This window comes from Micromonospora sp. WMMD1102, from assembly GCF_029626265.1.
Lineage (GTDB): Bacteria > Actinomycetota > Actinomycetes > Mycobacteriales > Micromonosporaceae > Plantactinospora.
On sequence record NZ_JARUBN010000001.1, the window covers coordinates 7,686,177 to 7,706,089 of the forward strand.

Here is a 19,913-nt window from a genome sequence, read left to right on the forward strand (position 1 = left end):
CTGGCCGTACATGTCATCGCGGCTGTGGCCGCCGCTCGTCACCCTGTTCTCCGGTAGGTCCCCTGCGTGCGTCCTCGACAAGCTTGCTCAGCGCGTCGGCGATCTTCCGGTCACGCCCGGCGGTCTTGTGCAGGTAGATGAGCGCCGCTCGGGTGGTGGAGTGGCCCATCCGGTCCATCAGGTCCCGCAGCGTCGCGCCGGTCTCCGCTGCCCAGGTGTTCCCGGTGTGTCGGAGATCGTGGAAGTGCAGATCCGGGATGCCCGCTTCTGCCGTTGCCTTCCGCCAGTGGCCTTGGAAGTTCGACCGGCGTAGCGGCCCGTTCTTCGGGCCGACGAACAGCAGCGCTTCCGGACCCTCTCCGGTGAAGTCCTTGAGGTGCCGGATGACGTCGGGCAGGCAGATGCTCGGGATGGTGACGACCCGGACGCTCGCGTCGGACTTCGGCGGGCCGAAGACGAGTTCCGCCGTGGGCAGCTCGACGACCGACCGCTCTACCAGCACAGTGCCGCTGTCCGCGTCGACGTGCTTTCGGGCGAGCGCCGCCAGCTCGCCCCAGCGCAGCGAGTTGAAGCAGGCCAGCAGGACGAGGAGCCGGTACCGGTCCGGCACCGCGCCCGCGATGGTGAACACCTGCTCGATGGTCGCCGTGGGCCGCTCCGGACTCTTTTCCTGGCCGGCGCCCGGGATCTGACACGGATTCTTTGTGATCAGCCGGTCGGATACCGCCGTGTTCAGGATCGACCGCAGCAGCCGGTACGCCTTCGCCACCGTGACCGGGCCGACTCCAGAATCCAGCAGTTCCCGCCGCCACTTGCGAAGCCGAGGCGTGGTGATCTCAGTCAGCGTGAGATTGCCGAGAGCCGGAGCGATGTGCAGGCGTAGCAGCCCCTCGTAGAGCACGACCGTCTTGGGCCGCAGCTTCGGCCGTTCCCGAATCCACGCCTCGCCGTACGGAAGCAGGGCGACCTTGCCCGCTTCCGGGTCCAACCAGTCGCCCCGGGCGATCTCCGCTTCCTTTGCCGAAAGCCAGAGATCCGCGTCCCGCTTCCGGTCGAAGGTGTCCGGCGCCGGCCGCAGTACGCCGTCCGGCCCGGGGTACCGCACCTGATAGCGCCCGGATGGGAGCTTCCGAACTCGACCGAAGTGCCGCCGCTTCGGCATTACGCGGCCCTCCGCATGCTGACCGCCGAGGCAGCCGGGGTGACCCGGCCGGCGGCGACGAACGCGTCCAGGGCGTCAGGTTCGATCCGGACGTGAGCGCCGAGCTTGACGTACGCGATCCGCCGTTCCTCGATCAGCCGCCGGACGAACCGCGTCGAGGTGCGCAGCCGCTCCGCCGCCTCGTCGACCGTCATCAGCTTGTCCACAGTGTTCACGCCTCCCCGTTCTCCGTTGTGCTGTCTGCGGTTGCCGAATGGTCGGGCGTCGCTCCCTGGGCCGCCCGGTCCTTTGCGGCGAGGAGTTCGGTACGCCATCGGGCGCGCTCGGAGATGGCGCGCATGAGCCGATGTGACATGGGGCCGACGTCTGGGTCGTCGGGTCGGGCCAGTTCCCACGCGTGGCGTACGGGTTCGGTGGTGGCGCCCTGGACGTGGTCGACGCCGGCAAGGTCGGTGGTGACGCCGAGGAGTGCCCGTACCCAGGCACGGGCGTCGTGCTTGTGGTCGGCGAGGGTCTTGCCGGACCAGTCGCGGGAGATGAGGATGCGTCGGCCGCCGATGCCGAGGGTTTCCCGCTGGTGCACCTTGCCCTTGCACCGGCCGGGTTTGAGCTTGGCGTGCGCCTTCTTCGGCTGGACGCCGTACAGCAGCCAGTTGGGGCAACGGTCGGTGCACGGGGTGATCTGGAGTTGTTGCCAGAGCCGGTCGAGGTGGCGTTGCTGCCGGTCGGTGGCGATGGTGTGGCAGTTGTTCTCGCCGACTTGTTCGGGCCCCACTGCTCCATCGATTCCTGGACCCGCCACGTCGATTCCAGAAACCTGCGGCCCCACATGGGCGTCGATGGCTGGCGGCGTTATCGCGGCCCCACCGGTTCGCGTCGCTCAGCGCCGAGTTGCTGCCGCGCCGGTCTTCGACCGGCTTGCCACCGAATCGCCGCCCCAAGGCGTCGCTGGTCGGAGCGCAGCTCCACGGCGTTGGCGGGTTGGTGGCGGGTTGGTGGGGCTCCTCCGGCCGAAGTACGACCGTTCCGGCTTCTGGGACTGGTGGAGCCAACTGGAACTGGAGTTTCCATCGAGACATGGACACATTCCGTGGCTGGAGGGTCCAGAACTTGCTGGAGAGGTGGGGCCCGAAAGGCCCGGAGAGAACAGGCAGTCGCCGGTGGCCTTGGTGATGTACTTCGTGATGTAGCGGATCGTCCGGGCAGCGTCGTCGGTGCCGGGCATGACGCCGCGCGCGTCGACCTGCTTGCCGAAGCGGACGACGTGCACGGGGTCGGCTTCCGGGTCCTGGTCGATGGTGTCGAGCGCTTCGGTCCAGGTGGTCAGCGGTTGCCCGGTGGCCGGGTCGACCCAGGCCGCCCCCTGCTCGTCCCAGGCCGGGGGCCGGTCGCGGGTGTAGAGCTGGACGTCGACGGACGGCCACCACACCTGGTGGTAGGTGGCTGCTGCCACGGTGCGCAGCACGCCACGCGGGATGGTGCCCCGGATTGCGAAGTGCGCGTGTGGGGCGAGTCGTCGTTGCGGCTCGACACAGCCCGCGTACTGGACGTTCCAGCCCTCGCAGCGCCGGAGGTTCTGCCAGAACCGGTCGAGGAGTCGGGGGAAGTGGACGGCGTCCCAGGCTGCCCGGCGGTAGTCGTACCGGTCGGGGTTGACCGGAGTGCCGTCGGACAGCACCGGCCCGTACGAGTCGAGAGTGAGCGTGAGCCACATCGACGGCTGGTAGGTCGAGCCGTCCGGGGCGGTGTAGACCTTGCCGACCGTGCGGCGCTCGACCTTGCGGCGGGGTAGGTCGGGTGCGTCCTGCCGCCGCCTGGTCGAGCGCTTCCGCCGCCGCCCGGTGTCCTCGTCGCCCTGGCCGTCGTCGCCGGACTGGTGAGGCGGACCGACCCGACCGCGCAGCCCTTCGGCCGTGATCGCCTCTTCCACCTCGCGGATGGCCTCGTCGAGGTCTTCGACCTGCTCCCACTCGGAGGCGCGGGCCGCTTCGTCGCGGCCGTATTCCAGGTGTGCCCGCAGCACGATCAGCGCCTTCTGCTCCCCGGTCGCGGGTTCGGGGCCGGGCAGGGGTTCGTCCGAGCGGTGCCAGCCCTCCCGGATCTGTGCCTGCCGTAGCCGGCGGTTCTTCTTCGCGCAGGCCGGGCACTTGTCCTCCCGGGTCGCGCCGCAGGGCAGGTCGATGACCTCGGTCTGCCCGGTGTTCAGGTCGGTGCGGCGCATGGCGAGGGGGCGGATGCACACGCCGTATTCGGTGGCGACGTCTTTGAGAACGTCGACGGCGCGGGGTAGGCCCATCCGTGCCGCCCGCGACCCCGGCCGGGGTTGCTCCGGAGTCGGGGTGGACGGGTCGAGGCCGGGAAGGGTCGGTGCCGTCATCGGGCGACCCCAGCGGAACGGGCAGGGTGGACGACGCCGAGCGGAGGCAGCACCGCCGACGAGCCCGGCCGCGATGCCGGTACCGGGGCGTAGACGACCGGCGCACGGTTTTGGACCGGTTCGGGGTCGAGGGTGACGGGTTCCGGGTCGGGGTCGTCGACGACGGCCGGCGCCTCGTCGTCGGTGGCCGCGATCGTGGCCGGCGCGCTGGACAGGACGACTTTGACCAGGGCGAGGAAGGCGAGGGAGGGAACCGCGGCCACTATCCAGCCCCAGACCGACGGTTCGGCTTCGGCGACCTGGGCGGCGAGGGACAGGATGGCGAAGCCGACCAGGAGCACGGCGACGAACCCGACCGGACGACCGGCCCGACGCCGAGCGCGGATCTCCAGGCCGAGGTAGATGGCCATCAGCTCGACGGCGACGGCGTTGGCCCAGCCGATCCAGTCGGGTTGACCGTGCGCGACGGTCAGATCATGAACGTGGGTGAAGGCAGCGGCGCCGGCCATCCCGCCGATGGCGAGCAGGATCAGTAGTCGGGCAGCGGCTTCGAGGCGTACCCGCATCATTGGCCCGCCCCCGTCTGCTCGGTGCGTAGGTCGCGGACGACGTGGGCACCGTCGATGGTCCAGACGGCGCGGATGGCGTGGTCGACGCAGGTCCAGGCACGGCCACTGGTCCCGTGCTCGATCTCGATCAGGCCGAACCGGTCGCAGGTCGGCTCGCCGGGGTGGAGGGTGCACGGGTTCATCGGTTGCCCTCCTCGTCGGGCCGAATGGTCGATGCGGATGCGCCGGTATCGCAGCTCGGTGCGGTGGTGGAGGAAGGCAGCCAGGCCGCGTAGGGCAGCCGCCGCCTTGTCGGGGGAAGCGACGAGCCGGATGCGTAGCGGCCGGCGGAACGCAGCCGCGATGCGGTTGAGGGGTGTCATGGCTGGTCACCTCCGGGCCGGTCGGATGGTGGTGCGGATGTTGTCGGGCGGGTCGCCGAGGGTGGCCACGGCTTCCGACAGGCAGCGCCACAGCGCCCACGCCTCATCGGGCGTGAGGTACATGCGGCGGCGGCCGGCACCTACGGCGAGGTAGACGGGGTACGGGTCCGGTCGGTCCTGGTCGACGCGGACCGATACGGCCGTGCTCTGCCCGGTGTCGTTCGGGGTGCGGAGGCGGTAGAACCGTCGTCCGGTCGGCTCGGTCATGCCTGCTCACCCCCGTCCTTGTCCGGGTCCTGCCGGAGGAGGTTGAGCAGCGCGTCAGGCAGCAGCGGCCCGGAGGAGCGCTGACGGGGCAGGGATGGCCGGGTGGGTTCGGGGGCGGTTTCCCGGCCGACCTGGGCCAGGATGTCCGCCGCATCGACCGGAGCCGGGAACCGCGTAGCCATGGCCCGGATCTCGTCGTCGGAGATGTACGAGAACCGGACTCGGGCGGGTTCCGGGGTGCCGTCGAGGATGACGTACCCGACGCCCTTGGCCCAGCGCGGCATCTGGTCGGCCAGCGCGCCCCGGTCGCGGGCACCGTCACCGAGCACCATGTCGACCTGCGACGCTTCGGTGAGGCCGAGTGCGATGCGGGTGGGGAACAGGTCCCGGAACGGCAGGACTTCCTTGCGTGGGTCCTGCAACGCGGCCACGACCAAGACGCCGACCCCGGCTCCCTGGGACAGCAACAGTCCCAGCGACGCGGCGATCCGCTTGCGCAGCTCGACGTCCTGGAGATAGGCGGTGAGCGCGGCCATTTCGTCGATGACGACCACGACCAGGGGATCGGCGACGGTCGGCGTGTGCACCCGGACGGCGCCGGCAAGCCTGGCCTGCCGTTCCCGCATGACGGTGACCGCCTCGTCCAGGAGGTCGGCCATGGCCTCGAACGACTTGCAGGCGAACCGGGCGAACATCGGTCGCCCCATGGCGAACTCCATCCCGCCCTTTGGGTCGATGACCCAGAGCCGGACCAGACCGGAGGCGACCCCGCCGCCGAGTGCGCGGACGAGGGACCACAGCACCGAGCCCTTGCCGCGCCGGGTGGCGCCGCCGACCAGGACGTGAGTTGCCAGCAGGTGCAGGCACCAGGTACTCAGGTCATCCCGCCTGGCCAGCGGCAGCGCGGTGAAGTCCGGCACCGCCGGGACGTCGAACGGCGGAACGACAGCGCGCAGCGCGTCAGTGCGGACCAGGACCAGGTAGACGACGCTGGGCCGGTCGCGGAACCGAACGGCATCGACCGCGCGGAGCAGCCACGCCCACCGCCCCGACCGGGTTGGCCGGTCGTCGGGATGCTCGGAGTAGACCCGGGCATGCCGGCGCCCGAACGCGTACGCCAGGTTCGACGTGACCCGCTGGAAGTCCTCCGGCGTCTGACCACGCACCATCCGGACCGCCAACACGTCCAACGCCGGATCAGAGCGCACCGACAGCAGCCGGGGCAGGACCGTCTGATGATCGAACCGTTCGGCCAGCCCGCACAGGGTCACAGCTTCACGCCACACCCGGCGGTAGACGGTCACCCGGCGGAACCAGCCGAGCAGCGGACCGGCGAACCAGGTCCACCACGATGCTTCGTGCCGCCACCGCCACACCGCCGACACCCCGCCGACCAGGACCAGCAGGGTGACGAGACCTTGCCAGCCGTGGTCGAGGTAGACGGTAAGGAGGAACGCCGTCGACGCGGTGGCGACCGGGTGGCGTAGGCACCACCACAGCGCCCGCCAGCCCCAGCGGAGCAGCAGGCCGGGAATCACCAACCACAACGGCAGTTCGAGCCGCTTGGGCCGGATCACCATCAGGTCCCCGGCCGAGGTCATCACCACTTCACCCCGAGGCCGCCCGATCATCGGACACCCCGCAGGGACACGAACCGCCCCGACGCGTCCCGGACCGCCGGCAACGGCAGAACGAGCTGATCCGCGCACAACGGGCAACGGCCGTCCGCGCTGTCGGTCGGGTCGAACCGGGACTGACACACACCACACCGCGACCGCACCTGGGCCGTACGGCGCCTACGCTTGGACACGTCAAAGACCTCTCTCGCCATGAGCAGGGGGATTTGGCAAAGAGGGGCGGGGCTGCCGTCCGCCAAGACCAGACAGCCCCGCCCACCCAGCAGCGGTCAGGCCGCCGCCAACGACGAGTCACGGGTGACGCCGGCCGGGGCACGCATCCCGGTTGCCCGCAGCGAGTACGCCATCCGGTTGTTGTTCGTCACGTACGGCGTGACGGTCATGCCGTCGAACTCCACCGCCTCGAACGGCACGCCCGTCGGCGGCACCGGCTGGACGTCGGCCGAGATCTTGACCGTCGTCTCCCGCGACCGCTTCCCGAGTTCCGGGTCGAGGTCCATCACCCGGACCTGCCACACCCGCTGACCCGTCACTTTGTCCTTGGCCGGGGTCCGCCGCCCCGTCTTCTCGTCGTAGTCCTCCACCTCACCCAGCGACTCGGGCACCAACGCGCACCCCGCCGGGAACACGTCCTCACACCGGACCGCGAACCGGGTCCCACCACGCAGAGCCATTGCCCAGACCTCCGAAGCCTGTCTGCCAAGTAGCTAACTTGGCTGCCATGTATGAGCTTCGAAGGTATGGCGACTTGGCAGACAAGTCAACAAGTGGAGGGGAAGTCGTCTGCTTTGGACAGAAAAGTCCCTACGGGCGCGCGTCGAGGGAGGCCGAGCCCGGCGGGAGCGGGAACGTCAGGGAGTCGGCAGGCCCGAGGCGGATGACGACGGCGAGGTCGACAGGAGCGACCGAAGGGCTTCGGCCCGTGCTTCGATGATCCGCATTCGCGCGGTGTGCTCGGCCGGGTCGCGGTGCGCAGCCTGGCCGGTCATCTGTCCGGGCCACTTGCGGTAGAGCAGCCCGGGTTCGGCGATGAAGTAGCCGTCACTGACGACGTTGGCCGCGATGAGCAGGCCGGTGTCCTCGGAGGCGGGTAGAGCCATCCAGCCGCCGAGGGCCAGGAGGAGATCCCGGCGCATGCACAGGGTCGCCGGGTGTACGGGCGCCCGGTAGTCGTTGGCCTTCCAGAAGGCGAGGACCGCACTGCGGCTGATCGCTCCGTCGGGTGGGTCCTTGTCCCATCCGTGCGTTGACCCGTCGGGGTGCAGGTCCAGGACCTGCGACGTGACCCAGCCGAGGTGCGGATTGTCGGTGAGCGTGGCGATGTCTCGGGCAAGCGCGCCCGGGGTGAGTTGGTCGTCGGCGTCGAGGACCTTGACGAATTCGCCTTCCGCCCGTGCCAGGGCGAGGGTTCGGGCGACGCCTGGGCCGCCGGGCCGGCCGCTGCCGGCGAGGATTCGGGGATCGTCGGGGAGTTGGTCGAGTAGTAGCCCGTCCTGCCCGTCCTCCTGGACGAGCCACTGCCAGTCCCACCCGTCCGGCATCTTCTGCCCAGTCAACGACCCGTAGGCGTCGGCGAGGTAGCCGACGCTGGGCCAGTGAACCGGCGTGACGACCGAGACGAGTCGGCTCAAGCGTTCCACCGCTTCAGCTTCGTCGTGAAGCAGAGTTCCGTCCGGTCACCAGGGAAAACGATGTCCGCGATCTCTACCACGCGATCCCGGATGTCGTACGAAGTCTTGCGCACGTCCAGGACGGCAACCCCGGCTTCGATGTCGAGTAGTTCCGCCTCGTCCGGCAGCGGTGGCCGGGCCTGTACGACCTCTTCGATCCGGTCCAGCTCGATGCCGACGGTGGAGAGCTGATGTTGCGTGCCGCCCGGCCACGGTTCGTAGTCGGCGGAGAGTAGTTGCTTGTTGCCCTTCACCAGGTCATACGGCAGGTAGGAGTACGACGCCGACAGCGGGGCGGTTTCGTGCCGGGAACTGGTCCAGTAGACCCGCCGCAGCAGGGGCGCACCGACCGGCAGCCCGAACGCCGCCGCCATCTCCTCGTCCGCCTTCACCTCGGAGTATTCGGCGTGGAACTTGAGATCATCCACCGTCAGCCCGGTGTCATGCTCTGTCCCGCCGGTTCGCCGCCGCTCGGCCTCGTCGAGGAGAACCCGATCCTTTTCCCACTGGTACCGCTCGGTGTTGCGTCGCCGGACCCGCTGCCGGGGCGCCCGCACGTAGGTGCCCCGGCCCTGCTCGGCCCGGACCAGGCCCCATTCCCGAAGCTGCCGGATGGCGTTACGCACGCTGGTCCGGGACAGGCCGGAGGAGTCGGCCAACTCCGTCTCGCTCGGCATGGCCGTACCCCGGGGAAGTTCGCCGCTCTCGATCCGGGCGCGCAGATCCTCCGCAAGCTGGAGGTAGCGCGGACGCCAGTCACGAGAGTTCACGGCGCTTACGCTACCGCCTAGACGTTGATACGTCTGCCGGGCCGTCGACCTGTCGCGCCGGTCAGTCACCGCCCTCGTCCCCAAGCAGCGGATCTTCTCGGAGCTGCCAGGCCCCGACCGGATGCGGCAAGTGGATGATCTCGGCGAGGATGCGGCCGGTCTGCGCGAACGTGAGCAGCACGGTTTCGGTAGACCCGTAGCGCGTGACGTCGACCTTCAACAGCGGAGCGTGCGCGGCGCCGCGATCGGCGACGAGTTGGACGCTGAGCCAGCCGCTGCCCTCCCGGCCGACGGTCGCCATCCGGCTACGGTGCCTCGTGTCCGCGGCCAGGCAGCCCTGACACCAGACGGGGCACGCGTCACGCCGCAGGTCCCTCGTCCACGGCAACCCTGCGGCGTTGTGGTCACTCCCGGCCATCGTCGTCTGCCCGTGGTGGAGTGAATCCGGCCTGGTGCAGCAGCTCGTCCAGGTGCCGAGCGAGGCGCCATACCTCGGCCAGCCGAAGCACTGCCCCGCCGGATCCCCGCCACCGGCCGACAGCATGAAGCCCGATCATTGGCTGACCTGCCTGCCCGGCGAACAGGTACACGACGACGCTGCCACCGCCGCGCCGGTCGCCGAAACTCCGTACCGGACCCTTGTGATGGCGAAGCGGGTGCTGCGTCTGCGGCGGCACCACGAACTCACACCGCTGAGGCACACACCACGGCGGATGTGCTACCTCGGGCCGCTGCCGAGGCGCCCTGCTCACCGGGACCACCTCCCGCCACGTCCCCGGAACTCCTGCCCGAGCGTCAACAGCGGCACATCCCGCCAACAGACGTACTCACGCGTTCGAGCCGTAGCCCAGGACGGCACAGCGGGCCGAGGAGTCGCGTAGGCCACGACTCGGCGTGTGGACGGCGCCGACCTTGGCCGTCGACTGTGGCGCCCAGGCGACCGCCAGAACGCGAGCCAGACAGGTAAGCGAACACGGCGCATCACGACCTCCTTGCAGGGTGATTGAGAGAGCCGGTGGCCGGCTTCCTGGCGGAGGCTGGACCGGCCACCGGCCCGATGACGGCACGGCGCACCGCCCGGAGAGCGGCGTCGGGTATCGCCGTGCCCAGCTCAGGCACACGCGGGATCGCGTCGAACCACTGCTCGGCGCGGCAATGCACTTTGGATGCGCGGCCGAGGTGACGGCATGCCAACCCCTTGCCAGACCAGCTACCCCGACCGCACATCAGAAAGGTACCTACAACCAGGCAGCTTGTCTATACATCCATGAAGGCTATGGATGGCTGCCGAGAACACGGCAGACAGGTACGGTGATGCCCGTGCCAACCCCGCACAGACAACCCCGGTACCGCGCCATCGCCGACGAACTCCGACGCCGCATCGCCGCAGGCGCCATACCAGCTGGTGCCCTCATCCCCTCCGAGAGCGCGCTAACGGCCGAGTTCCACGTCGCTCGCGGGACTATCCGCGAAGCCATCAACGTGATCCGCAGTGAGGGCCTGGTCGTGACCGAACACGGCCGAGGCACCTACGCCCGCCCCGACCTCCCTGTACGGCGACTTGCGTACGACCGTTACCAGATAAAGACCCATGACGTAGCTCTGCCCGGTCAGTTGGCCACCACGAGCGGAGTCGACAAAGACGACCAGGTCGACGCGCAGCACCAGGAGATACCCGCCACTCCTAAACTTGCTCAACTGTTCGGCGTCGAACCCGGAAGGATGCTGCTGGAGCGCCGTCTACTCACCAGCGCTCACGCTGTACCCCAACAGCTGACCACATCTTACTATTTGCTCGATATGGTCGCCGGCACTACGGTATTTGACCCTAGCCGCGAACCTTGGCCTGGCGGACACGTTGCGCAGCTACGGCTCCTTGGCGTTATCGTGACCAAGATTCAAGAGCTTGTGCGGACACGTATGCCTACGGGTGAGGAGGCTGACGCACTCCGATTACCGCCGGGGGCACCGATCATCGCCGTAACCCGCCGAACGATGGCGGATGTAAGAGTTGTTGAAGTTGCTTGTGAAATGGCGTTTTCTGCCGATAGAACCGAGCTGGAATACGAGATCTACGCCTAATCTATAGTAGCTCTGCACTTGGCGTCAGGGGGTTGACAATAATTGCAGACGAGCCATCTTATCAAGCCAGTCGCAGAGATGTAGCTGGACATGGTCAAGAAGTAGGCCCAGCGACCGTGTTGTCTCGCGTAACTGGACATAGGTCTTCATGCGACCAACTGCAACGGGATCTTGCTCCCAGTGTGCAATGGAGTTCCGCTTTGCCTGTATCTCCTTGAGGAGAAGTAGATCCTTCGGGTCGTTGCGCCATTCCCCCGGAAGATCAAGTAATTCCCATAGCGCAGAGAACTGCCTCTCGTTGACTGTCTTTCCGTCGGCGAGTTTGAGATCGTCAGAGAAGTCGCTGATCAACCTCTCGTCGCCCGAGTGAAGCGAGATGCTTCGGAGCAACTTTGCTCGAGACGAGAATGATGCTACGTTTTGTTCCGCACAACGCCTAAACTCGACGGCTTCAAGAATTGCGAGCAAACCCATCGGAAGTCGCTTACGCGGGACTCGCAGGGCGCAGAGATCGGACGAAAGCGCTGCGGGGAGGTCCCTCATCAACTGCTCTAGAATCCCTGCGCAGACGACAAACGTGAGTGCACGATTCATCGCCGCAACACCGTCGGCATCAAATTGGTCCTGGATGAGATTCACTCGGGCTTGGTCTAGAGCCTGTAGTCGCCGATCTTCGCGAGCGATCAGCCGTGACGCCTCTTCGAAGATAGTCTCTATCGCGTAGGTCATCTTGGGCTAAAGAGTTCTTCTGCGCGATTCACGCGGCCGATCACGCTTCTTCTTGCATTGGTGCCCGTTCTGACGAACTCCAACATCTCTGGGTCGTTGAGCCAGTCGCCCTCCGGCCGTATCGGCACCTTTCCCGCCCTGAATACGCGAGCGATCCCCACGAGTACTGCTTCAAGGTGGTTAAGCGGTGTTACCTTGGTTCCTGATCGGAGGAACGGCCCGTTGACGATGGCTCCCAAGAAATCAACGCACTTGTGGAACTCCTGTCGCCGTGCCTCGGTGTCGGTGATATTAGTATGCTTCTTCATGTATTCGTTTAGAAAGCCCGTGACACTTCCTTGGAAGCTTTCCACGTCATCGAGATACGCGAAGAATTTGAGAACCATCTCTGCTGCAGTTCCATTCCTCTTGTCGACTTCTTTGAGCTTGAGCAGTCTCGTGTACGGCTCGTATTCGGCCAAATTTTCGACTAAAGTATTCAGTGTACCTCGATATACGCACGCCCTGACTTCCTGCCCGGATAGCTCCACTGCTCCTTGGTTTAGACGACGGAACAGCTCAAATCGCACGTCCAAGTCTGATTTGTCACTCAGCACTTGGATACGAAGATAGCGGCGCTCAAACATGAGCTTTATGGGGCGGGGAAGATCTTCGTACGATACGCCTTGAAAACCCTCGAGAGTCTTAAGTCCGGTCAATCGAAGCGGCCGTTGCGAGAAGTGCAGAAGGTCGGACTCGGGCGCGTCAATGGCCATGAATCTCAGGAGAGTGCAAATCCTTTGTAAGCCATCGACAACCTCCCAAGTCCCATCACCATTCGTGGCTACGAAGATTGCTGGGACGGGCAACCCAAGCAAAAAGGACTCAACCAGCGCAGACTGCAATTGATCATTCCAGCGGAATTGCCGCTGGAACTCTGGCGCAATCCGGACCTCCCTCTCCTCAACCATCCTGGCCAGCTCCCGTAAGGATAGGTCGAAGAAGTCCACGTCAACTGCTTGCCGGTGCTCTGCAAGCTCCGCTTGTAGGACCGAGTGGTCGATCGCCATAGTTCATGTTCTACCAGACGTGGCTGTTGCGCGGTATAGCCCGTGAGGTTAGAAGGCGGAGTAGGACGTCGACTGCCAAAGCACCATCAGGTACGGTGTGTCGTCAGCGGCTGGTTAGGTCTATTACTGCTTCCGCAGCGTTACCACTGTTTCTGACACCGGCCCTTTCTGATATTGGCGCGCGGATTTGTTTAAAGAAACGAGCGATCTGTTGACCTCAAATGGTACTTCCTCAACTAGATCCCAACCACGACGCTCCGCCTCCTCTTTGCAGATTGCCCCCAAGTGGATGGGTAACTCTTTATAGTAGGAATCTTGCACTACGAGCGTCATTATTGCACCGGCAACACAAACCCGCGATATCTCATCGAGGCTGCACGTGAGGTCGTCGAAGTACTGGCGGGCTTGCTTGAGGTAGTAGCCGTTCGATGCTCGGCTAGCGTGTGCGCTAATCTGCTCGAGCAGGCTGGATGCGACTGTACCGAGCGGTAGGCTGTCGGGCGTATTAGTTCGTATGAGGGTAGTGCCCATGAGTTCGGACCGAATCTCCCTATCCTCAAAAACGTTTACTCCTACCAGTGCAAATTCCCTTGCGTAGGCGATCGCGTAGTCAATCCGGGTTAGATACGGTGGCGAAGTCAATACTCTCCCCACACAGCTATCGGACAGCGGGAGGCTGCGAGACGAGCCTGTGGCGAGCACTACGGGCCCCGATGCATCTACTCGTTGTGGTAACCGATCCGCGATTCGCGATCGCTCGTTACGGACGAGCCCATCTAGCACGTCCAGTGGTACAGCTACTCTTGGCCGGTTTGGCCCCGTTCTGCGAATCCAAGTCGGGTTTGACCCCTGGAAACTGCCAGTGAGGGCGCGTACTACGTTGAAGAGTGACACGTAGGTTAAAGCGGACTGAGATTGTGGCAGTGATTCTGAATACCGCGTCCAATCCCGAAGCCTTGAGGCAGTCTCCGACTCGAACCATGAGAGCAAAGGGTCGGAGGGATCTAAGTCTCTGCTGCCGGGAGGCGAATCACCCTCAGAGATACTAACGGCTCCCGATCTTAGCCGAAGCTGCGCGACAACATTCGCTACCGGATTTCGATCAACCCCTACCGACGCCAGCCCTATAAGACGTGCTGCTAGCGTAGTCGTCCCGCTTCCGTTCCATGGGTCTAGGATTGGCTCTTCGACTCGAATCGGGTGTCTTCTTAGTTCCCGGCAGGCCCACTCAAAGGAAAAGCCAGCATAGTAGGGGAAGATATCTGCAAGTCCGGACTTCTCGACCCGTGGCCGCTTTGGAGACAGTGATGTCTTGCCGGGAACGGAGGAAGCGGCATCAACCTGGAAGAGCGGTGCTTGGTTCGCCGTCTCGCCCTTCGTCTGCGCTGACACCTGGTTCCTCGCTTCGTTTGGGTACCGCTGGTCAAGCTCATACGTTAGCTGCCGCCCATGATCGTTGTCTCGCGCCTCTCGGTTCCTTCATTTGCGGCAGCCGGTTGTCTAGGGGGGTGTGGCGGGTTCAACCGGTTGACCAGGCCAGAAGCCAGGGAGGCGCCACCAGATCGAGGGTGCTTCGAAGGGCACCGTGCCATCGCCCAGTCCGCCTGCCCCCTGGGCTTGGACCACTGCAACTCGTGTGCTGCCGAATCCGGCTGTACCTGATCAAGAGCGCCGCTGCGCGGCGCCGCGCCGGGGCGGCAGGCCGCCCGGCGGAGCACCGCCCCGGACCGCTTCGCGGCCGGGGCGGGAAGCCCCCGAACCCTGGCGGGAACCGCCCCCGCGCCCCCGACTGGCTGCCAGACGGTCACCACAACTCGTCAATCTTGGCGACGTCTGCCCTGAATCGACGGGCGTCCCGTGATGGCAGTACGGAAGCCGCAGCTTCAAGGATCTGACGAACCTCTCGCAGGTCCGGGCAACACTCCAAGATGCCACAGCCGTACTGGGGGTCCCACAGCCGGTGCCACGGGTCCTGGACGAAGTCCGCCCACGCCCGAAGCGCCCGCGCGACGGCACCTTCCGTGAAACGGGAGCGTTCCAGGTATGCGATGGCTTGGAGCCCTCGGTATGAGAGGCCGGCTACGCGAAACGTAAGGCCGTCCAGCTGTCGGGCACGAAGCTTGGAAGCTCGCACCTGCCTCGGGCGCCTACGCGGCATGACCCTTCTGGATGATCTGCATACCTCGACAATCCCACAGCCTCGCGGCGGTACGGAAGCCGGCAGGGCTGGCCGCCGTCGAGGTTGGGGCTTCCGGCTGCCGCGCCAGTCCACACCCCGGACTGGCTTGCCACCGAGCGCCCCGGGTCACTGCCCGTCGTGGGCGTCCAGGCGTACCGGGCCGTCGCCCGTGCCCCCTACGTGCCCGTAGCGCCGGGAAGCCACGGGGAACGACGGTCACCTGCGGGCACCGTGACCAGGAGTGCGGCCCGTTGACCTTGGCTCGGATCGGCGCCTCAGCGAGTTCCCAAGCTGACAGTGCGGGTTCGATTCCCGTCACCCGCTCCAACAACGAAGGCCCTGGTCAGGACATCAGTCCCAGCCAGGGCCTTCGATATTCAGGATCCATACTCACGTCGTGCGCCATGAGCACCGGTACACCTGGGCGTCGGCCCTGTCGTCGTCCGTGCTAGCGACGACCGACCGTGAATGCTGCTACATACTCTTGTTCTGCAAACGTCATGCGCCACTCGTAGCGACCCGGCGCGAGGGGAAGGGATGGGACGTTGAAAGCGAAAGAAGCATCAAGCATTGTGCCAGGGGCCAACCCGGGTGGTCGCCCGACCTCGACGCCGGCCTCGGTTGCAATGGAGGCTTCACCGTCTGCTGTAGGGACCTTGACTGGCCGCCCATCCGAGTCCAGTAGCTGTAGCTTGAGGGGGAGGCGCTGGTTTGCCCGATCCCATGGGATCTTGATCAGGACTGCAACGGCATGGGGCGCGGTGGGGGAGGACGTAACGGACCAACCTGCCCCCAGCATGTGGACTTTGCCAGACTCAGCCTGCGCAGCGTCGCAGAGGATGAGCTGCGCTTCGACGGGTGAAGCCATCAGTGGGCGGGTAACTCTCGCGTCGACTTGTTGGTCAGGTTGCTGATGATCTGCTCCACCCGTCCCGGTAGCTTCAGGTACGAGGTGTTTGACCAGGTCGGCCGCCCTGTGACGCCCTTCTCGCCCCGGTTGAACGCCTCTATGATCTTGTCTACCGGCTCGTCAGCCTCATAGAACTCGTCGTTGCTGGCCATGGGGTCATCATCCCTTCTCCTGGTGTGGCTGGCTAGCTATCAACAAAGTAAGCGCTGCCTAGGTTCCAAACGTCCCCAATCGGGTCATCGGATGGATATAGGACAACCAGGGCGCGTCTTCCTCGAAGCTCGACCTGGATGATCGCTCGCTCCCCACGATGTTCATCGATGTCCCAGCTGTACGTCAACCCGGCAACGCAGACCACGGCGTCCCGTACCTCGTCGCAGGTCAGTTGATGTTTGGCCGCAATCTTCTCCGCGGTTCGCCAGCTGATGTTGAGCACTGCCACCCAGACGGCACGCCGAGCCATCGTCACCACCGTGAATCTCGCGAGAGGCTTAGGGTAGATATCTCAGTGTTCTGGCCGCTACTGGCTGTTGGGTGGATAGGTCGGGCCGATACTCGCCTTTGATGGCCCGCATGACTATTGATACAGGTGAACCGAGCTGAGGAGGCTGCGCTGTAACGGCAGCCGAGGAAACCCCATGGATAAGATCAACTGGTATCCGCAAAGCGACGCCAGCACCGATGGCTATCGACTTCCACGCCTCGCGCGTGAGGTCGACCAAGCGCTCATGTCGACGGCGTGCCATTAACGTGCCATTGGGCCAGGACAGCGGAGGCCGTCCGGGGCCGCTAGATGATCGCCGTGACCAGGGCGCCAGTTGGTCAGGCGGCCTACCTTCGACACTTCCCAAGCTGACAGTGCGGGTTCGATTCCCGTCACCCGCTCCAACCGAAAGGCCCTGGTCAGGACATCAGTCCCAGCCAGGGCCTCTGATATGCTCCGAGCCGCGATCATGCTTTGGGCCATCCACGGGCCATTAGCGCCGCCGGGCCACCGCGCCGGCCATCCCGTCGTCCGGGTCGTCGCCGCGCCGCTTGCCCCTGCCCGCCTTCTTCGGCCCGTCGCCCTTTTTCGAGGTGTCGCTCTTCTTCGGCTTGCCGCCCTTGCCTCGGACCGCTCACGCTGGACTTGCCGTACGCGGTTCAGGCGCTGCGGATCCGACGCCGCCGGTACAACGCGGCCACCGGCCACTGGTCCACCGTCACCGTGTACGCAATCACCAGCCTTACCGCAGCTCAGGCCAGCCCTGCCGACGTGGCCGACTGGCTACGCGGACACTGGGCCATCGAGGTACTTCACCATGTTCGCGACACCACCTACCGCGAGGACGCCAGCCGGCTGCGGACGGGCAACGCATCCCGCGCCCTAGCCACCCTCCGCAACACCGCAATCAGCCTTCTCCGCCTGGACGGCGTCACCTCGATCGCGCCAGCCCTCCGCCGAAACGGCCGAGACCCGTACCGATCCCTACGACTCCTTGGACTTGTCTAAAACGGGCATATCTCGACCTTGCGAAAGCCCTGGATCGGTCTGAGAGTGGTGGAGGTTCGTCGCTGGCGGCCGGCCACGCCGTGCCCGAGCGACGCGGCGCAGAAAAGGGCACGCCGGGTCCGCGCAGCGGGTTTCGGCCGTCGGGGCCGGGGTGGCCGGCGCGATTGTGCCGGGCTGCTCCTCCAAGCTCAAGGGCGCTACGTATCGCAAGCGACGGCCCTGCGGGCCGCACTTGACCTCAGAGCCTCTGCGACCCTTGGGCAGGAGTCGTGGGCAGGCCGATGGCCTGCCCTTACATGGAGCGCGCCGTCACCCCCGTCCCCGACTCGTCGCCGTTCACCAGGAAGTCAAGGTCCGCTTGACGTGGCAAGCCGGGCGGCGGCCCGCTTCCACGTTTGGGCGGGTCGATGGCAGACGGGATGGCCAAAGGGTGGTCTCGCTTTGCGGCGGTTCAGAACCAGGGGAGCTGATCGCTGAGGTCGGTGAGGTTGCCTAGGGCGCCGGGCAGCGCGGTGAGCTGGTTGCCGTGCAGGTAGAGCCCGGTGAGGTTGGTGAGGTTGCCCAGTGTGTCGGGCAGCGCGGTGAGCTGGTTGCTGGTCAGGTGGAGCTTGGTGAGGTTGGTGAGGTTGCCCAGTGTGTCGGGCAGCGCGGTGAGCTGGTTGCTGGTCAGGTGGAGCTTGGTGAGGTTGGTGAGGTTGCCCAGTGTGTCGGGCAGCGCGGTGAGCTGGTTGTGGGCCAGGTAGAGGTTGGTGAGGTTGGTGAGGTTGCCCAGTGTGTCGGGCAGCGCGGTGAGCTCGTTGTCGTACAGGTGGAGCTCGGTGAGGTTGGTGAGGTTGCCCAGCGTCTCGGGCAGGAACGCCAATTCAAGCTCAGCAAGATTCAACGAAGAGGCACCGCGACGCAGTGCTTTCTGAATCCGATCGTCGACCTTCGAAGCCACGCGATCAACCTCCAGTACGTCCGATTACCGCTACCTCGGGAACCACAAACAGACGTTGGCGCCAGGATTACTCGAATAGCCGGCGCCAGACGATACCGCAGCCCGGAAGGCCCGACTGACAGCAGTCGGGTCGGACGGTGGCGTGTTGACGAGCGCTGGCATGGACGAAGTTCGGAGCGTGCAGCCGTTCCCGGCGTGTGCGGACGCGATGCGCGGAGCTTGTAAGCGAGACGTCGAGACACGTCCTTCGCCTTCTGCCTGGTGTGAACTGATGTTTGGACCGGTGCTTTGGACCGGTGTGATCCGCGCGCATCCCGGAATGGCGGCCACGAACCTGCTGCGCCCGGCCGGCGAACGCCCCTGGATCGAGGCGCTCCAGCGGAGAGTCGTCAACCTGCTTTCGCAGAGCGAGGAGGACGGGGCGCTGCCCACCCTCTACGCGGCGGTGGCGGACATCCCGGGCAACAGCTACGCCGGCCCGACCGGCTTCCTGCAGACGCGCGGTGGGGCCAGGCTGGTTGGCCGCTCCGCAGCTGCCCGCGACGACGCCCTCGCACGGCGCCTGTGGACGGCCTCCGAGCAGCTCACCGGGGTCACCTTCCCGCTGACCGGCAGCATCAGGAACGCTGGAGCACCGCTGTAGGGACAGCCCTACCCGTACTCGGCCCGCTGGCGGTAGTGACCCAGCGGACCCTGAACTGATGTTCGGCTGGCGCAGCTCTACCTACAGCAGCGGCTCAGCCGGCGCCCGGTGGTGGCGGTGCTCGGCACCGGGCTGATCTGGGGCGTCTGACGCGGCGGGACGCCGTGGTGTGATGGAAGTGTGAGTCGGGCCGCTGAGGAGAACAACCGCCGGATGCTTCGGGCCCGGGACGCGATGGACCGGGCGTACGCGCAGCCGCTGGACGTACCGGCGCTGGCCCGGATCGCGCACGTCTCGGAGGCGCACTTCACGCGTACCTTCCGGGCGACGTTCGGCGAGACGCCGCACCGCTACCTCCAGCGGCGTCGGGTCGAGCGGGCGATGTTCCTGCTCCGGGAGACCGACCGCAGTGTCACCGACATCTGCTTCGGTGTCGGTTTCGGCAGCCTCGGCACCTTCAGCCGTACCTTCCGGGAGATCGTCGGCAGCTCCCCGAGGGAGTACCGGAAGGAGCGCCCGGCAGCGCCCCCGAACGTGCCGAACTGTTTCACGATGGCCTGGACGAGACCCACCGTCGATCTGCGCTGAGCTGCGGATACGGCACAGCAGACTGAGCAGTTTCGGATAAGTTCTCGGCCCGGCCGATCCGTAGCGTGATGGGCATGTTCAACGCCATCACGCACTCGCAGATTTTCGTCCTCGACCAGGACGAGGCCCTTGACTTCTACGTCGGCAAGCTCGGCCTGGAGGTCAATACCGACACCGATCTCGGTTTCATGCGCTGGTTGACCGTCAACGTCCCCGGCGACCCGGAGCGGCAGATCCTGCTGACGACGCCGGGGCCGCCGGCCCTGTCCGAGGAGACGGCGCAGCAGGTACGCGAGCTGCTGACGAAGGGCGCGACCGGTGGCTGGTTGATCTTCAGTACGGACGACTGCCGGAAGACGTACGAGACGCTGCTCGGCAAGGGTGTCGAGTTCACCGAGGAGCCGACCGAGCGGCCGTACGGTATCGACTGCGGCCTGCGCGACCCGTTCGGCAACAGCATCCGGTTTACCCAGCCGACGTCCTGAAC

The 19,913-nt window shown here is 65.9% G+C and carries 20 protein-coding genes and 1 pseudogene; 5 read left to right on the plus strand and 16 right to left on the minus strand.

The features are described from left to right. Positions 1-13 precede the first annotated feature (13 nt). The 12 genes and pseudogenes from O7626_RS34890 to O7626_RS34945 form a co-directional block, all read right to left on the minus strand. On the minus strand, positions 14-1,105 hold the full coding sequence (locus O7626_RS34890; protein WP_347404830.1) for a site-specific integrase: 1,092 nt from the start codon (positions 1,103-1,105) through the stop codon (positions 14-16). Between the two features lie 56 nt (positions 1,106-1,161). Further along, on the minus strand, positions 1,162-1,377 hold the full coding sequence (locus O7626_RS34895) for a helix-turn-helix domain-containing protein (protein ID WP_278065236.1): 216 nt from the start codon (positions 1,375-1,377) through the stop codon (positions 1,162-1,164). Continuing rightward, positions 1,374-1,892, minus strand: a pseudogene (locus tag O7626_RS34900) (replication initiator); the annotation flags it as partial. The gene O7626_RS34895 and the pseudogene O7626_RS34900, both read right to left, overlap by 4 nt. Positions 1,893-2,042: 150 nt before the next feature. Further along, positions 2,043-3,539 carry a replication initiator gene (locus O7626_RS34905; RefSeq protein WP_278065237.1) on the minus strand — a complete coding sequence of 499 codons (1,497 nt, stop codon included), beginning with the start codon at positions 3,537-3,539 and terminating at the stop codon, positions 2,043-2,045. Further along, the gene (locus O7626_RS34910) at positions 3,536-4,108 is read right to left on the minus strand and encodes a DUF2637 domain-containing protein (protein ID WP_278065238.1); all 573 of its coding nucleotides are present in this window, start codon (positions 4,106-4,108) and stop codon (positions 3,536-3,538) included. Before O7626_RS34910 ends, O7626_RS34905 begins: the two co-directional genes overlap by 4 nt. Beyond that, positions 4,105-4,470, minus strand: a complete 366-nt coding sequence (locus tag O7626_RS34915; RefSeq protein WP_278065239.1) for a hypothetical protein — start codon at positions 4,468-4,470, stop codon at positions 4,105-4,107. Before O7626_RS34915 ends, O7626_RS34910 begins: the two co-directional genes overlap by 4 nt. 6 nt (positions 4,471-4,476) lie before the next feature. After that, positions 4,477-4,737, minus strand: coding sequence for a hypothetical protein (locus O7626_RS34920; protein WP_278065240.1), 261 nt, complete (start codon positions 4,735-4,737; stop codon positions 4,477-4,479). Beyond that, the gene (locus tag O7626_RS34925; protein WP_278065241.1) at positions 4,734-6,368 is read right to left on the minus strand and encodes an FtsK/SpoIIIE domain-containing protein; all 1,635 of its coding nucleotides are present in this window, start codon (positions 6,366-6,368) and stop codon (positions 4,734-4,736) included. Before O7626_RS34925 ends, O7626_RS34920 begins: the two co-directional genes overlap by 4 nt. 275 nt (positions 6,369-6,643) lie before the next feature. Then, positions 6,644-7,048, minus strand: coding sequence for a transcriptional regulator (locus tag O7626_RS34930; RefSeq protein ID WP_278065242.1), 405 nt, complete (start codon positions 7,046-7,048; stop codon positions 6,644-6,646). A 177-nt stretch (positions 7,049-7,225) separates the two neighbouring features. Further along, positions 7,226-8,014 carry a glycosyltransferase gene (locus O7626_RS34935; RefSeq protein ID WP_278065243.1) on the minus strand — a complete coding sequence of 263 codons (789 nt, stop codon included), beginning with the start codon at positions 8,012-8,014 and terminating at the stop codon, positions 7,226-7,228. Continuing rightward, positions 8,002-8,814 carry a GntR family transcriptional regulator gene (locus O7626_RS34940; RefSeq protein WP_278065244.1) on the minus strand — a complete coding sequence of 271 codons (813 nt, stop codon included), beginning with the start codon at positions 8,812-8,814 and terminating at the stop codon, positions 8,002-8,004. Before O7626_RS34940 ends, O7626_RS34935 begins: the two co-directional genes overlap by 13 nt. Positions 8,815-8,875: 61 nt before the next feature. After that, positions 8,876-9,115 carry a hypothetical protein gene (locus tag O7626_RS34945; RefSeq protein ID WP_278065245.1) on the minus strand — a complete coding sequence of 80 codons (240 nt, stop codon included), beginning with the start codon at positions 9,113-9,115 and terminating at the stop codon, positions 8,876-8,878. Positions 9,116-10,134: 1,019 nt separating this feature from the next. Here O7626_RS34945 and O7626_RS34950 point away from each other — a divergent pair. Continuing rightward, a complete protein-coding gene (locus O7626_RS34950; RefSeq protein ID WP_278065246.1) occupies positions 10,135-10,896 on the plus strand; it encodes a GntR family transcriptional regulator in 762 nt (253 codons plus the stop codon). Between the two features lie 24 nt (positions 10,897-10,920). Here O7626_RS34950 and O7626_RS34955 read toward each other — a convergent pair whose 3' ends face one another. From O7626_RS34955 to O7626_RS34965, 3 genes are all read right to left on the minus strand, one after another. Next, on the minus strand, positions 10,921-11,535 hold the full coding sequence (locus tag O7626_RS34955) for a hypothetical protein (protein WP_278065247.1): 615 nt from the start codon (positions 11,533-11,535) through the stop codon (positions 10,921-10,923). Between the two features lie 86 nt (positions 11,536-11,621). After that, complete coding sequence (locus O7626_RS34960; RefSeq protein ID WP_278065248.1) at positions 11,622-12,674, minus strand: DUF262 domain-containing protein; 1,053 nt, start codon at positions 12,672-12,674, stop codon at positions 11,622-11,624. 3,046 nt (positions 12,675-15,720) lie between these two features. Continuing rightward, a complete protein-coding gene (locus O7626_RS34965; protein ID WP_278065249.1) occupies positions 15,721-15,915 on the minus strand; it encodes a hypothetical protein in 195 nt (64 codons plus the stop codon). A 977-nt stretch (positions 15,916-16,892) separates the two neighbouring features. Here O7626_RS34965 and O7626_RS34970 point away from each other — a divergent pair. Continuing rightward, positions 16,893-17,255, plus strand: coding sequence for a transposase (locus O7626_RS34970; RefSeq protein ID WP_278065250.1), 363 nt, complete (start codon positions 16,893-16,895; stop codon positions 17,253-17,255). A 451-nt stretch (positions 17,256-17,706) separates the two neighbouring features. On the opposite strand, the gene O7626_RS34975 is transcribed toward O7626_RS34970, so the two are convergent. After that, a complete protein-coding gene (locus O7626_RS34975) occupies positions 17,707-18,138 on the minus strand; it encodes a leucine-rich repeat domain-containing protein (protein ID WP_278065251.1) in 432 nt (143 codons plus the stop codon). Between the two features lie 340 nt (positions 18,139-18,478). Between O7626_RS34975 and O7626_RS34980 the strand changes: the two genes are divergently transcribed. The 3 genes from O7626_RS34980 (at position 18,479) to O7626_RS34990 (ending at position 19,911) form a co-directional block, all read left to right on the plus strand. After that, positions 18,479-18,838, plus strand: coding sequence for a hypothetical protein (locus O7626_RS34980; protein ID WP_278065252.1), 360 nt, complete (start codon positions 18,479-18,481; stop codon positions 18,836-18,838). A 180-nt stretch (positions 18,839-19,018) separates the two neighbouring features. After that, entirely contained in the window at positions 19,019-19,426 is a 408-nt protein-coding gene (locus O7626_RS34985; protein WP_278065253.1) for an AraC family transcriptional regulator, read from the plus strand. Positions 19,427-19,500: 74 nt separating this feature from the next. Then, on the plus strand, positions 19,501-19,911 hold the full coding sequence (locus O7626_RS34990) for a VOC family protein (protein WP_278065254.1): 411 nt from the start codon (positions 19,501-19,503) through the stop codon (positions 19,909-19,911). Positions 19,912-19,913 lie beyond the last annotated feature (2 nt).